The organism is Streptomyces sp. NRRL S-1022, from assembly GCF_000720135.1.
Classification (GTDB): domain Bacteria; phylum Actinomycetota; class Actinomycetes; order Streptomycetales; family Streptomycetaceae; genus Streptomyces.
Genome location: NZ_JOIU01000002.1, coordinates 315,244 through 329,618, shown reverse-complemented (window position 1 = coordinate 329,618; position 14,375 = coordinate 315,244). Strand labels below are relative to the sequence as shown.

The 14,375-nt window shown below is 72.9% G+C and carries 11 protein-coding genes; 9 read left to right on the top strand and 2 right to left on the bottom strand.

The features are described from left to right. Positions 1–202: 202 nt before the first annotated feature. Positions 203–1,126, top strand: coding sequence for an LLM class F420-dependent oxidoreductase (locus IG05_RS0103205; protein WP_030338847.1), 924 nt, complete (start codon positions 203–205; stop codon positions 1,124–1,126). 191 nt (positions 1,127–1,317) lie between these two features. On the opposite strand, the gene IG05_RS0103200 is transcribed toward IG05_RS0103205, so the two are convergent. Next, positions 1,318–2,271 carry a D-alanyl-D-alanine carboxypeptidase family protein gene (locus IG05_RS0103200; RefSeq protein ID WP_030338845.1) on the bottom strand — a complete coding sequence of 318 codons (954 nt, stop codon included), beginning with the start codon at positions 2,269–2,271 and terminating at the stop codon, positions 1,318–1,320. A 186-nt stretch (positions 2,272–2,457) separates the two neighbouring features. Here IG05_RS0103200 and IG05_RS0103195 point away from each other — a divergent pair, with 186 nt between their 5' ends. The 8 genes from IG05_RS0103195 to IG05_RS0103155 all read left to right on the top strand — a co-directional run bounded on the left by IG05_RS0103195 (position 2,458) and on the right by IG05_RS0103155 (position 13,266). After that, positions 2,458–3,405, top strand: a complete 948-nt coding sequence (locus tag IG05_RS0103195) for a hypothetical protein (RefSeq protein WP_030338843.1) — start codon at positions 2,458–2,460, stop codon at positions 3,403–3,405. A 97-nt stretch (positions 3,406–3,502) separates the two neighbouring features. Then, positions 3,503–4,966, top strand: a complete 1,464-nt coding sequence (locus IG05_RS0103190) for a 3' terminal RNA ribose 2'-O-methyltransferase Hen1 (protein WP_030338841.1) — start codon at positions 3,503–3,505, stop codon at positions 4,964–4,966. Then, positions 4,963–7,530, top strand: coding sequence for a polynucleotide kinase-phosphatase (locus tag IG05_RS0103185; RefSeq protein WP_030338839.1), 2,568 nt, complete (start codon positions 4,963–4,965; stop codon positions 7,528–7,530). Before IG05_RS0103190 ends, IG05_RS0103185 begins: the two co-directional genes overlap by 4 nt. A gap of 193 nt (positions 7,531–7,723) precedes the next feature. Continuing rightward, on the top strand, positions 7,724–9,571 hold the full coding sequence (locus IG05_RS0103175) for a RiPP maturation radical SAM C-methyltransferase (RefSeq protein ID WP_030338837.1): 1,848 nt from the start codon (positions 7,724–7,726) through the stop codon (positions 9,569–9,571). Next, a complete protein-coding gene (locus IG05_RS0103170) occupies positions 9,568–10,107 on the top strand; it encodes a DUF5825 family protein (RefSeq protein ID WP_030338835.1) in 540 nt (179 codons plus the stop codon). The genes IG05_RS0103175 and IG05_RS0103170 overlap by 4 nt, the downstream gene beginning before the upstream one ends. Before the next feature lie 154 nt (positions 10,108–10,261). Continuing rightward, entirely contained in the window at positions 10,262–10,918 is a 657-nt protein-coding gene (locus IG05_RS0103165; RefSeq protein ID WP_030338833.1) for a hypothetical protein, read from the top strand. Between the two features lie 21 nt (positions 10,919–10,939). Then, the gene (locus IG05_RS0103160; RefSeq protein WP_030338830.1) at positions 10,940–12,520 is read left to right on the top strand and encodes a hypothetical protein; all 1,581 of its coding nucleotides are present in this window, start codon (positions 10,940–10,942) and stop codon (positions 12,518–12,520) included. Continuing rightward, the gene (locus tag IG05_RS0103155; protein ID WP_030338828.1) at positions 12,517–13,266 is read left to right on the top strand and encodes a TIR domain-containing protein; all 750 of its coding nucleotides are present in this window, start codon (positions 12,517–12,519) and stop codon (positions 13,264–13,266) included. The genes IG05_RS0103160 and IG05_RS0103155 overlap by 4 nt, the downstream gene beginning before the upstream one ends. A 99-nt stretch (positions 13,267–13,365) precedes the next feature. Here IG05_RS0103155 and IG05_RS0103150 read toward each other — a convergent pair whose 3' ends face one another. After that, positions 13,366–14,280, bottom strand: coding sequence for a macro domain-containing protein (locus IG05_RS0103150; RefSeq protein ID WP_234335749.1), 915 nt, complete (start codon positions 14,278–14,280; stop codon positions 13,366–13,368). Between the last annotated feature and the right edge of the window lie 95 nt (positions 14,281–14,375).

The following is a 14,375-nucleotide window of genomic DNA, read 5'->3' as shown; positions in this document are numbered from 1 at the left end:
CGCGTTGACGCGCGGCGGCGTCCACCGCCCGGCGCGGGCGCCGGACGGTCCGGCTCCGACGGCCCAACGACCACCGCCGGGGCCGGTCACTGGCCCGCGGCGGCCCCGGCGCGCAGGGCGGGCGATTTTCACCCGACCGTGAACGGCCGTGCCCCAGAGCGCCGTCGCGGTTGACGCGGCCGGCGACGTGCAGGATAGGTGTATGGACCTTCGAATCTTCACCGAGCCCCAGCAGGGGGCTACCTACGACACCCTGCTCACCGTGGCGAAGGCCACCGAGGACCTCGGCTTCGACGCCTTCTTCCGCTCCGACCACTACCTCCGCATGGGCGCAGCGGACGGGCTGCCCGGGCCCACGGACGCCTGGATCACGCTGGCCGGCCTGGCCCGCGAGACCAAGCGCATCCGCCTCGGCACCCTCATGACCGCCGGCACCTTCCGGCTGCCGGGCGTGCTCGCCATCCAGGTCGCCCAGGTCGACCAGATGTCCGGCGGCCGGGTCGAACTCGGTCTCGGCGCGGGCTGGTTCGAGGAGGAGCACAAGGCGTACGGCATCCCCTTCCCGAAGGAGAAGATGGCGCGGCTGGAGGAGCAGCTCGCGATCGTCACCGGGCTGTGGGCGGCCGAGGCCGGCAAGACCTTCGACTTCCACGGCACGTACTACGAGCTCACCGACTCGCCCGCGCTGCCCAAGCCCGCCCAGCGGAAGGTCCCGGTGCTCATCGGCGGCCACGGCGCGACCCGGACCCCGCGGCTCGCGGCCCGGTACGCCGAGGAGTTCAACATCCCCTTCGGCTCGATCGAGGACACCGAGCGGCAGTTCGGCCGGGTGCGGGCCGCCGCGGTGGAGGCGGGCCGGGCCGCGGACGACCTGACGTACTCCAACGCGCTCGTGGTCTGCGTCGGCAAGGACGACCGGGAGGTGGCCCGCCGTGCCGCCGCGATCGGCCGCGAGGTGGACGAGCTGAAGACCAACGGCCTGGCCGGCTCCCCGGCCGAGGTCGTCGACAAGATCAGCCGGTACGCCGCCATCGGCACCCAGCGGATCTACCTCCAGGTACTCGATCTCGACGACCTGGACCACCTGGAACTGATCGCCACGCAGGTCCAGTCACAGCTGCGGTAACCGCCCACGGCCCCACCCGCCGGCCCCCGCGCCCCGGATCGCCGGCCGGGCCCCGCGGTAGGCGGTGGCGCCGGTGGTCCCGGGGCACCCGACGCCGGTCGCCCGTGGCCCCGTGGCCCGAGTCGCCCCCGGTCGTCCGCCGGTCGGGGGCGGCGCCAGCCGGGGGGACCCGGTGATCCCCCCGGCGGGGCTCAGCCGCGCTGGGCGAAGCCGTAGTCGAGGATCTTCGTCGCGTCCTTGAAGCGCTGGTCCGCCGACGTGTCCGCGAGGATCGTGCCCACGACCGTCTTCGTGCCGCGGGTGGCCGCGAACACCAGGCAGAACTTCGCCTCCGGACCGGAGCCGGTCTTCACGCCGAACGCGCCCCGGTACGTGCCGAGGAGCTTGTTGGAGTTGTTCCACGGCTTCATGGCGTGCGTGCCGCCGCCGGGCTGGTACGACTTCATGTCGTCGTAGACCTTCGTCCCGACGACCTTCCTGAACGTCTTGTTCTTCAGCGCGGTCCCGGCCAGCTTGGCCAGATCGCGCGGCGAGGAGTGGTTCTTGCCGTTGGACACCCCGTCGAAGGAGTCGAAGTGGGTGTTGTTCAGGCCGAGTTCACGCGCCTTGGCGTTCATCTTGCCGATGAAGGACCTGGTGCGCTGGGCCGTCGTGGAACCCGTGCCGTAGGTGTCCGCCAGCGCGTAGGCCGCGTCGCAGCCCGACGGGAGCAGCAGGCCGTACAGCAGGTCGCCGACCGACATCGAGTCGCCCAGGATCAGGTTGGCGCTGGAGTAGCGCTGCTGGTCGGTGACCGGGTCGATGACGTAGTCGGTGTACTCCTTCTTGATCTTCACCTTCTTCCCGAGGTTCACGTTCCGCTGCGACAGCACCACCAGGGCCGTCATGATCTTGGTCGTGGAGCCGGTGCGCAGCTGCCCGTCCGGCGCCTTGCCGAAGAGCTGCTTGCCCGTGGCCGTGTTCATGGCGAACGCGCCCTGGGCCGACACCTGCGGCGCCGCCGCGGCGGAGCGCGGGGCGGAGGCCGCGGCCGGCGTCGCCGCCTGGGCGGGAGCGGTCGCGAGGACGCCGGCGCCGAGGACGGCTCCGGCCGTCAGCGCGACGGCGGCTCTCCGGCGGCCGCGGATTCCCTTGCCGTGGGTCATGGGTTTCCCCCTTGTGTCATCGGTCAGTTGACGGAGGCTCACTCCATCAGGTTCGGGGCCCGGGAGCCGTAATGGAGATCACATGTTGGACACGCGGAGTTCACAACAGACCAACGGTGGGCACAGTGCGGCGGAACTGTGGGCTCCGCCACAGCGCACAAGATCTCCGGCTGATCGGATGACCCGGTGCGCAAACTCCTCCCCCTCGCCCTCACCGGCCTGCTCGCCGTGTCCGCCTGCCAGTTCGCCGGCGGCGACGACCCCGACGGCGAGGCCCGCCGCCTCAACACCATGAAGTCGTTCCCGCTGAACGCCTACGTTCCGGACGCGACGACCCGCGACGGCAAGGCGGTCGGCACGGCGCAGTGGATCCTCGCCAGGAAGTGCATGGTCCGGCTCGGCTTCAGCGGCTTCAAGACGCTCGACATCAGGACGGTCGAGTCGACCTACCCGGTCCGGCAGGGCACCCTCATGGGCGGCGGCAGCAAGGTCGGCGACGCCACCCCGTACGGCGTGGACGACCCCGACCTGGCCGCCGAGCACGGCTATCACAACGCGCGGCGGGACGAGTCCGACGGCAGCCAGCCCATGGAGTTCCCGGCCGACCAGTACGCGGCCCTCACCGGCAGCTTCGAGTCCGGCGACAGCCACCGCGCGCACGGCAACCCCATCCCGAAGAAGGGATGCATGGGGGAGGCGCTCAAGAAGATCTACGGCCCCGAGCCCAAGCCGACGAAGATCGGCGGCGTGCGGCTGAGCGGCTACTACTCGCTCCCCCTGCAGTACTGGTACATGGCCCACAAGGAAGCCTCGAAGGACCCGGCCTGGAAGAAGGCCGACCGCGAATGGTCGAAGTGCATGAAGAAGAAGGGCTTGCGCTACAGCGACCCGGACCAGGCCTCCACCGACTCCGACTGGTACCGCGGCGACGGCCCGTCGGCCAAGGAGAAGAAGACCGCCGCCGCGGACGCCCGCTGCAAGCTCGACACCCGGTACATCCAGGCGGTGCACGCCGTCGAGAGCCGCGCGCAGAAGAAGGCCGTCGCCGCGAACAAGAAGGCGCTGGAGGACCGGCGCGCCGACGACCGGCGGGCCATGGCGGCCGCCCGGAAGATCGTCGACGCCGCGTCCTGAGCGAGGGTCCTGCGCACCGCGGCCGATCCGTCACGGACCGGCCGCCGCCTGGAAAACCGGTGGTCGGCCGAGGTGCGGACCGGGGAGACTCGACAGCATGTTCGTGACGATCTCCACCACCGGTACGGCCGGGAACCCGGCCACCGACCTGGGGTACCTGCTGCACAAGCACCCCGGCAGGGCCCAGGCCTTCTCCACCTCGTACGGCACGGCGCACGTCTTCTACCCCGAGGCGGACGCCGGGCGCTGCACGGCCGCGCTGCTGCTGGAGATCGACACCGTCGCGCTGGTCCGGCGGGGCAAGGGCAAGGGCCGCGGCGGCGCACCCGACGCCGCCCTCGCGCAGTACGTCAACGACCGCCCCTACGCGGCCTCCTCGCTGCTCGCCGTGGCGCTGGGCAACGTCTTCTCCAGCGCCCTGCGCGGAGTGTGCACCGCCCGCCCGGAGCGGGCCGCCGCACCCCTGCCCCTGCGCATCGAGGTGCCGGCCCTGCCCGCCCGCGGCGGGGCGGGTCTGGTGCGAGGGCTCTTCGAACCGCTCGGCTGGACGGTCACCGCCGACCCCGTGCCGCTCGACACCGCGTTCCCGGAGTGGGGCGACTCGCGGTACGTGCGGCTGGTGCTGGAGTCGGACCGGCTGACCCTCGCCGAGGCCCTGCGCCACCTGTACGTGCTGCTGCCGGTGCTGGACGACGCCAAGCACTACTGGGTCTCCGCCGACGAGGTCGACAAACTGCTGCGGGCCGGCGAGGGCTGGTTGGCCGAGCACCCGGAACAGCACCTGATCACCAGCCGGTACCTCGCGCGCCGCTGGTCGCTGACCCGGCAGGCGAGGGAGCGGCTGGAACTGGTGCGGCTCGCGGAGGCCGACGACAGCGAGGTCGAGGACCTCGACAACGCCGTCGCGCAGGACACCGAGGCCGAGGAGAAGCCGGCCCCGCTCGCCGTGCGGCGCCGCGAGGCGATCACCGAGGCGCTGCGCGCGTCCGGTGCCGCCCGGGTCCTGGACCTCGGCTGCGGGCAGGGCCAGCTGGTGCAGGCGCTGCTCAAGGACGTGCGGTTCACCGAGATCGTCGGCGTCGACGTGTCGGCGCGCGCCCTGACCGTCGCCGCCCGGCGGCTGAAGCTGGACCGCATGGGCGAACGCCAGGCCGCGCGGGTCCAGCTCGTCCAGGGCTCCCTCGTCTACACCGACAACCGGCTCAAGGGCTACGACGCCGCCGTGCTGAGCGAGGTCGTCGAGCACCTCGACCTGCCCCGGCTGCCCGCCCTGGAGTACGCCGTCTTCGGCCACGCCCGCCCGCGCACCGTCGTCGTGACCACCCCGAACGTGGAGTACAACGTGCGCTGGGAGAGCCTGCCCGCCGGGCACGTCCGGCACGGCGACCACCGCTTCGAGTGGACCCGCGAGGAGTTCCGCGGCTGGGCGGCGGCCGTGGCCGGACGGCACGGCTACGACGTCGGGTTCAGCCCCGTCGGCGACGAGGACCCCGAGGTGGGCCCGCCCACCCAGATGGCCGTGTTCACGATCAGGAACGAGAAGGAGGCGACGGCGGCATGAGCGGCACACGGCACAAGGGGCGGACCCTGCCCGTCACCGACCTCTCCCTCGTCGTCCTCGTCGGCGCCTCGGGATCCGGCAAGTCCACCTTCGCCCGCAGGCACTTCAAGCCCACCGAGGTGATCTCCTCCGACTTCTGCCGCGGCCTGGTCGGCGACGACGAGAACGACCAGAGCGCCACCCGGGACGCCTTCGACGTCCTGCACTACATCGCCGGCAAGCGGCTGGCCGCCGGCCGGCGCACCGTCGTGGACGCCACCAGCGTGCAGCAGGACGCCCGGCGCCGGCTGATCGAACTGGCCAGGGAGTACGACGTGCTGCCCATCGCCATCGTGCTGGACATGCCGGAGGAGGTGTGCGCCGAGCGCAACGCGGCCCGCACCGACCGGGCCGACATGCCCCGCCGGGTCATCCAGCGGCACATCCGCGAACTGCGCCGCTCGCTGCGCCGGCTGGAGCGCGAGGGCTTCCGCAAGGTGCACGTCCTGCGCGGCGTACAGGAGGCCGAGGACGCCACCGTCGTCACCGAGAAGCGCCTCAACGACCTGACCCACCTCACCGGCCCGTTCGACATCATCGGCGACATCCACGGCTGCTCCGCCGAACTGGAGGCGCTGCTGGCGAAGCTGGGCTACGCCGACGGGGTGCACCCGGACGGCCGCACCGCCGTGTTCGTCGGCGACCTGGTCGACCGCGGCCCGGACAGCCCCGGCGTGCTGCGCCGCGTCATGGCGATGGTGAAGTCGGGCAACGCGCTGTGCGTCCCCGGCAACCACGAGAACAAGTACGGCCGTCACCTCAGGGGCCGCAAGGTCCAGCACACCCACGGGCTCGCCGAGACCATCGCGCAGATGGAGGGGGAGAGCGAGGAGTTCGAGGCGGAGGTCCGGCAGTTCCTGGACGGACTGGTCAGCCACTACGTCCTGGACGGCGGCAGGCTGGTGGTCTGCCACGCCGGCCTGCCCGAGAAGTACCACGGCCGCACCTCCGGCCGGGTCCGCTCGCACGCCCTGTACGGCGACACCACCGGCGAGACCGACGAGTTCGGCCTGCCCGTGCGCTACCCGTGGGCGGAGGACTACCGGGGCCGTGCGGCCGTGGTCTACGGCCACACCCCGGTGCCCGAGGCCACCTGGCTCAACAACACCATCTGCCTGGACACCGGGGCCGTGTTCGGCGGCAAGCTCACCGCGCTGCGCTGGCCGGAGCGCGAGCTGGTCGACGTACCGGCCGAGCGGGTCTGGTACGAGCCGGCGCGTCCGCTGCGCACCGAGGCGCCCGGCGGGCACGACGGCCGGCCGCTGGACCTGGCGGACGTGCACGGCCGCCGGGCCGTGGAGACCCGGCACGCGGGCCGGGTGGCGGTCCGGGAGGAGAACGCGGCGGCGGCCCTGGAGGTCATGAGCCGCTTCGCGACCGACCCGCGCCTGCTGCCGTACCTGCCGCCGACCATGGCACCCACGGCCACTTCACAGACCGGGGCCCGCGGCGCAGCCGCTGACGGACACTTCCTGGAGCACCCGGAGGAGGCCTTCGCGCAGTACGCGCGGGACGGCGTCGCGCGGGTGGTGTGCGAGGAGAAGCACATGGGCTCCCGGGCCGTGGCCCTGGTCTGCCGGGACGCGGAGGCGGCGCGCAGGCGGTTCGGCGTCGACGGCCCCACCGGCTCGCTGTACACCCGTACCGGGCGGCCGTTCTTCGACGACGCCGGGGTGACCGAGGAGATCCTCGGCCGGCTGCGCTCGGCGGCCGACGGCGCCGGACTGTGGGACGAACTGGCCACCGACTGGCTGCTGCTGGACGCCGAGCTGATGCCCTGGTCGCTGAAGGCCTCGGGACTGCTGCGCGGCCAGTACGCGGCCGTCGGGGCCGCCTCCGGCGCGGTGTTCCCGGGCGCGCTCGCCGCCCTGGAAGCGGCGGCCGCACGCGGCGCGGACGTGGGCGGCCTGCTCACCCGGCAGCGGGAACGGGCGGCCGACGCCGCCGCGTTCACCGCGGCCTACCGCCGCTACTGCTGGACCACCGAGGGCCTGGACGGCGTCCGGCTGGCCCCCTTCCAGCTGCTGGCGGTCCAGGGCCGCAGCCTGGCCGCGCTCCCGCACGACCGACAGCTGGCCCTGATCGACCGGCTGGTGGAGCACGACGGCAGCGGACTGCTGCAGACCACCCGACGGCTGTACGTCGACACCGGCGAGCCGGAATCGGTGCGCGCGGGCGTCGACTGGTGGCTGGAGATGACCGGCCGGGGCGGCGAGGGCATGGTCGTCAAGCCGCTCGGCGCGCTCGTCCGCGACGCCGAGGGCCGGCTGGTGCAGCCCGGCATCAAGTGCCGGGGCCGTGAGTACCTGCGGATCGTCTACGGTCCGGAGTACACCCGGCCGGAGAACCTGGCCCGGCTGCGGCAGCGGTTCCTGAACCACAAGCGCTCCCTGGCCCTGCGCGAGTACGCCCTCGGCCTGGAGGCCCTGGACCGGCTCGCGGACGGGGAGCCGCTGTGGCGGGTGCACGAGGCCGTGTTCGGGGTGCTGGCGCTGGAGTCGGAACCGGTCGACCCGCGGCTGTGACCGCGGCCGTCACGGGACGCCCTTGTGCCGCACACACATCTGTCCATATGGTGGACGGCCGTGCGGCGCAAGGGCGTTGGCATGCCGTGAGGGGAGTGGTGGGCGTGGAGATCAAGAAGGTCGTCGTCCGCGAGGACCAGGGTGGCACGACCCGCCGGCCGGCGATCCTGGAGAAGCGGCCGACCCGCTGACCATGCGCGTCCACCTGGTCACGATGCCGTGGCACCCGCTCGACTTGCCCTCGCTGCAACTGGGCCTGCTCCACCGGATCGTGCGGCAGGCCCGCCCCGGCGACGAGGTCACCGAGTTCCACGGCTCCCTGCACTGGGCGGAGTTCCTGCTGGAGCACTCCGGCGGCCGGCTGCGGCCGGGCGACTGCGTGGCGGTCGGCAGCGACGCGATCTTCCACGGCCTCGGCGACTGGGTCTTCTCCGGCGCCCTGTACGACGACCCCGGCTGGGGCACGGCCCGGCTGCGCGGGTACGCCGCCGACCGGGGCGTCCCCATCGGCACGGCCCTGGAGATGCGCCCGTACGCGGCCCCGTTCGTCGACGCCTGCGCCACCGCGATCCTGGCCGCCGGGCCGGACGTGGTCGGGTTCACCACCACCTTCATGCAGAACGTGCCGTCCCTCGCCCTGGCCCGTGAACTCAAGCGCAGGCGCCCGGAAGTGGTGACCGTCTTCGGCGGCAGCAACTGCGACGGGCCGATGGGCCACGCCCTGCACCGCAACCACCCGTTCGTCGACCACGTGGTCCGCGGCGAGGCCGAGTACGCCTTCCCGGCGCTGTTACGCCACCTGGACGCGGGCACCGACCCCGTGGACGTCCCCGGCCTGTGCTGGTGGGACGGCACGGTGTCCCGGGCCAACACCGAAACCCGGCGCACCGTAGCCCCGGCCGACATACCCTCGCCCGACTACGACCAGTGGCAGGCGGCCCTGGACGCCTCCCCGGTCCAGGAGTACATCCACCCGAAGCTCGTCGTCGAAGGGGCCCGGGGCTGCTGGTGGGGCGAGAAGCACCACTGCACCTTCTGCGGGCTGAACGGTTCCGCCATGGCCTTCCGGGCCAAACCGGGGGAGCGGCTGTGGACGGAGATCGACCGGCTGGTGCGCCGCCACCGCCTGCTCGACGTGGTCACCGTCGACAACATCATCGACATGGCCTACTTCCGCGACTTCCTGCCCCGCGTGGTGGCCGGCGGCTGGGACCTGCGGCTGCACTACGAGGTCAAGTCCAACCTCACCCCCGACCAGCTCCGGCTCCTCGGCGAGTCCGGCACCGTGCACATCCAGCCCGGCATCGAGAGCCTGGGCAGCCGCGTGCTGGACCTCATGGCCAAGGGCGTCACCGGCGCCCGCAACGTGCGCACCCTGCGCGAGTGCGAGAACCACGCCCTGACCTGCTCCTGGAACCTGCTGTACGGCTTCCCCGGCGAGCGCGCCGACGACTACACGCCCGTCATCGACCAGCTCCCCGCTCTGGTCCACCTCCAGCCGCCCAGCGGCGCCCACCGCATCCAGCTGGAGCGGTTCAGCCCGCACTTCACCGACCCGGAACTCGGCTTCGGCAAGCGCCGGCCGGCCGCGATGTACCAGCACGTCTACGACCTGCCCGAGGACGAACTCGCCGATATGGTCTACCTGTTCGACACAGAGCCCGCCGGCATCGGCGGCCCGGTCGAGCACCGGCTGCGGGAGGCGGTGGCCGCCTGGCGGGCCGGGCACGCGCACTCCCGGCTGCTGTTCGAGGAGGACGGCTCCCGGCTGCTGGTGCACGACCGCCGGCACGGCCGGCCGCACGCCACCCACCGCTTCACCGGCTGGCAGGCGGCCGCCCTGCGCCGTCTGGAGGACGGCCGGACCGTGCCCGCGCTGCACCGGCTGCTGACCGCCGACGGCCACACGATGCCGGTGGCGGCCCTGGAGACCTGGGTGGACGAGGTCTTCGGGCTGGGCCTGCTGTTCCGTGACGGCACCACCTTCGTCTCCCTGCCGACCTGGGGCGAACCGGTCCGGCTGCCCGAGGGGGCCGGATGAGCGGGCTGCCCGGCAGCGTGCCGCACCGGCGCAGCGGGCGCCGCGTCGAGGTGGCCGTAGCCCTGGACCTGAGCGGCGCCGGACGGGCCACGGCGGAGGCGGTGCGGTTCCTGCGCGAGTGCCAGGGCCTGGGCCTGGCCGTGAGCTGGCGGGCGACGGGCACGCCGCCGTACGACCCCGGCATGCTCGGCCACCTCCCCCCGCCCGCGGAACTGCCCGGCGCGGCGGACGTGTTGGCGTCCTGGCGGGCCGGTCACGCCCACGGCGTGCTCTACCACCGGCGCGGCCCGGACTTCGTCGCGGTCCTGGACCGCAGGGAGCGGGGCACGGCCGTCCGGCTGACCCTGGACCACCCCGCACTGCACGCCACGTTCCTGCGGCTCCTGGAGCCCACGCCCGTCGCGGCACTGGACGCCGCCGGACGGGAGGCGCTGGGGCTGCTCACGGCCGAGCGGCTGGTGCTGTCCAGCGGCGGCTGGGCGGTGACCCTGCCCCCGCGCATCCGCCAGTGGCCGGTGCCCTGCACCGCCATTTGAACACCTGCTCGACCAACTCCCGGCGTGTGGTGGATCGGAAGCGCATCGGAAGCGCGAAACCGGCTCCGGCCCGGCGGATGTCGGGCAGAGTGACTGTCGTCATCACGACGGAACGAGCGAGATCCCGGACGTCTGCCGGGAGTTGCGAGGACCCATGAACCACACCTACGAGCCGCCGAGCCTCTTACCCGCCGGCGGTAGGGAGCGGACGTACGCACTGCTCATCGGTGGTGTCCCCTTTCTGCTGATCCTGCTCATGGGCATCGTGCCCCACCTGGACTCGGAGGACGACGGCGGCGGCTACTCCGGCGGTTATCACGGCAGTTACTCGAACAGCTACCCGGGCAGTGACTCGGGCAGTGGCTCGGGCGGCTACTCCGGCGCCTACGACCCGTCGTCGTCCAGCGCGCCGACCCCGGAGGTCTCCACGGCGTACGAGACGCCGACCTGGGCGTCCACCGACACCGCCGACCCCACCGACACCGCCTCCACCCCGGCCGGCGCCGGGAGCACCGAGGCGGCCGACGGGCCCGCCGGCACGGTGACCCGCTTCTTCGACGCCATCAACCAGGGCGACTACGCGACCGCCTGGGACCTGGGCGGCAAGAACCTCGACGCGTCCTACACCTCCTTCGTCTCGGGCTTCTCCAGCACCGCGCGGGACGACGTCACCATCGAATCCGTCGAGGGCGACACGGTCCGCGTGCAGCTCCTCGCCCGGCAGACCGACGGCACGCAGAAGTCGTACAGCGGCCGGTACACCGTGGCCGACGGTGTCATCACCGACGCCTCCATGACCCCCACCGGCTGAGCAGAGCGGAGCGAGAAGACAATGGCGAGCGACTTCCTCACCGTGCCCGCTCCGCCGCCGGAACCGGGCGGACCCGCCGCGGCCCGCCCGGCCCCGGACGCGACGAGCAACGCCACCCGGCTGCTGTGCGCCGGCACCTACCTCGACCCGGTCTACCGCGCCGGTGTCATCCGCGAGCTGCTGACCCACCGCTACCGGGTGGTGGCCCCGTCGTACGGCTACGACGCGGTGCCCGTGCTGGCGCACGCGCTGGCGGCACGCCGGCTGCAGCGCATCCGGCTGGCCGTGCTCGCCGCGGGCGCCGCCGTCACCTTCCTCCTCATGGTCGTCGGCGCGCTGAACGGGTTCACCGCGCTGCTGGCGGTGCTCTGGCTGCTGTGGTTCACCGCGTTCCTGCGGCGGGTCGTCACCCTCCAGACGCTGACGCGCCGGCTGTCCGTCCCCGACGGGACGGGCCGCCGGGGCCGGGGGTTCGACGGTTCGTACCCCGAACACACCGAGCTGACGCCCGAGCTGGTGGCCAAGATCAAGCGGGAGCAGACCTCGGACGGCACGGTGATCCGCTACGGCGGATACAAGCCGTTCGTCGGCGCGGGCACGCAGGTGCGCCGCTGGTCCAACGCGGAACTGCTGATCGGCGCGCCGCTCGGGGCGTTCGACGGCCGGCCCGGCGCGGTCCCGTCCCCGGCCTCCGGCGGCCAGGAACCCAAACGCAAGGACGTCATCCCCTTCACCACCGAGGAACTGACCGCCTACGTCGCCGACCGCATGACCGCCCGGCTGCGCTCCCAGGCCCGCCCGGCACAGCGGATCGAGGGCCTCGCCGTGGAGCGGAGCACCTTCACCACGGCCGTCACGACGCTGCGGGGCGTGGCCGAGCCGACCCCCGAGGAGCTCGACCGGCTCGACGGCCGGTGGGAGGACGTCCACGGCACCGGGCGCACCTACCTGTGCCTCCGGGTGGGGTCCTGGGACCAGGAGCTGGTCACCACGGCGTTCGTGGGCTTCGACCTCAAGGGGAACACCCTGCACACCGAGTTCTACTCGTACGTGCTGGCGCCGGTCCGGGCGAGTTTCCAGCTGGTGGACCGGCTGCCCGCCGCCCTGGACGAGCGGCTGCTGATCAGGCTGGCCTGGCACACCCTGCGCGGCACGCCCCACTCCGCGGTGCGGTCGGCCGCGGCCAAGGCGGCGGGCGCCCGGCTGCTGCCGCGGCTGCCGTGGACCAAGGAGCGCATCCGGGTGCCGCAGCCGGCCGACAGCAGCGAGTTCGGCCTCGGCCGCTACGCGGACGCCGTGCTCAACCGGGGAGCGGTCACCAGCGTCCGGGAGATGGCGACCAGCTCCCACTTCCACGTCTTCTTCCAGGAGACCGACACCATCAAGTACACCCAGATCGTGGAGCGCCAGTTCCTGCACGTCGTCCGCGACTTCCTGTACGAGCACAACGTGGACCTGACGGAGCACGAGGCCCGGCAGACCAACATCCTCAACAACTACGGGCACAACAACAGCTTCGTCAACGGCGACAACAACACCACCAACTCGGGCACGCAGAACTTCGGCGGCCCGGCCGGCGGCCAGGGGGCGGGAGCGGCATGACACACACCGGCACGGGCGGCAACAGCAGCGACTACGGAAGCAGCAACGACTTCGGGCGGAACAACAGCTTCGTCACCGGGAACAACAACACCACCAACTCGGGGACGCAGAACATCCACGTCCCGGCCCCCGCCCGCCCCGACCGCCGGGACCGTCCCGACCGGGGTGAGACGGCGCCGGCCCCGGACCGCCGGCGCAACGTCTTCGTCGTCCACGGGCGCGACGAGGAGGTGCGCCTCAAGATGTTCGACCTGCTGCGCCTGCTCGATCTGCGCCCGCTGGAATGGGAGGACCTGGTCAAGGCCACCGGACAGACGGCACCCTTCCTCGGCGAGGTCGTCGCCGGGGCCCCCGCGCTGGCCCAGGCGGCCCTCGTGCTGCTCACCCCGGACGACATCGTCCGGCTCCACCCGGACCTGCACGGCAGGAACGAGCAGCCGTACGAGACCGAACCCACCGGGCAGCCCCGGCCCAACGTGCTCATCGAGCTGGGCATGGTGCTGATGGCCTACCCGGAGCGCACCGTGATGGTCGAGGTCGGGGAACTGCGCACGATCGCCGACATCGCCGGCCGGAACGTCATCCGGTTCGACGGCACGGAGGCCGCTCTGCGCAAGATCGCCGAGCGGCTGAAGCTGGCGGGCTGCGCGGTCGACGACACCCGCGCCGACTGGCTCCAGACCTGGCCGTACCGCCACCTGTCGGCGTACGGCCGCACCGGGCGGGCGACACCGCCGGCCCGCTGAGCCGCGGTACGGGCCCGGTGGTCGTCCACGGTCGGGGGACGGGCCCGTACCGCTCCCGGCCCCGTCAGGGGGGACGGGGCCCGGGCGGGGCGCCCGGCGTCAGACGTGGCGCCGGGCGCCCGCCGCCAGGCCGGCCAGGAACGCGCCGGTCTCCGGCAGGTCGATCCGCCCCAGCTCACCGGGGCGGATCACCACCCGCAGCTCGCGGCAGATCCTGCGCTCCCACGAGTGCACGACGAAGGACAGCAGGATCAGCCGCAGCAGGCTGTCCTCGTCCATGTCGTGCAGCCGGGCCAGGCCCGCGCCGGTCAACGGCATGGTGAGCCGTTCCAGCTGGCCGTGCCGGTGCACGGCGTCCCACAGCCGGTCCAGGCCGAGCCACAGGTCCCGCACCTTGGCGGAGGCGACGCAGTCGTTGCCCATCCGGCTGTAGGCCACGGCGAAGACCAGGTCGGGCCGGGTGCCGAGGACGGCGACCGTGCCGACCGGGTACCGGGCCCGCTTGCCCTGCGGCTTGTCCCGCGCGCTCTCCCACGCCACCGGAGCCACCCCGGCCAGCGCGGCGGCCAGCTCCGCGTCCAGCCGGCGGGCGTCCCCCGCGTACCGGCGGGCCAGCAACTGCCCCTGCACACTGCCGTCGTTGATGACGGCACCGTCGTCCACCACGGTGTCGAAGGTGTCGGTGAACCCCACCACCAGCTGGCCGGGCTGATCGAAGAGATCGCCCTCCTCCACCACCACCGTCATCCCCGGGCGGGTGAACTCCTGCCGTACCGCGGCCTGCGGGCGGGCCCGGGCCAGCCCCCAGGCCAGGCACAGGGCCACGGAGCCGGCCAGCACCGGCCCGGGCCGGGACACGGCGTCCGGGAACAGCTGGCCGGCGAACTGCACGACGGCCGACACCCCGCCGAAGGCCGCCAGCACGCTGCCCGCGAACACCCGCCGCCCACGCCACGACCGCAGGGAACGCAGCCGGCCGGGCCGCGACGACGGGCGCGGACCGGTCAATCGCATGCTTGCCTCCAGGGCCTCTTGCTACGCTGACCACACTGTTGACGGGACGTCACGCGGCGGAGGGGGCGAGGCGCGTGCAGACCCGTGCACCGTGC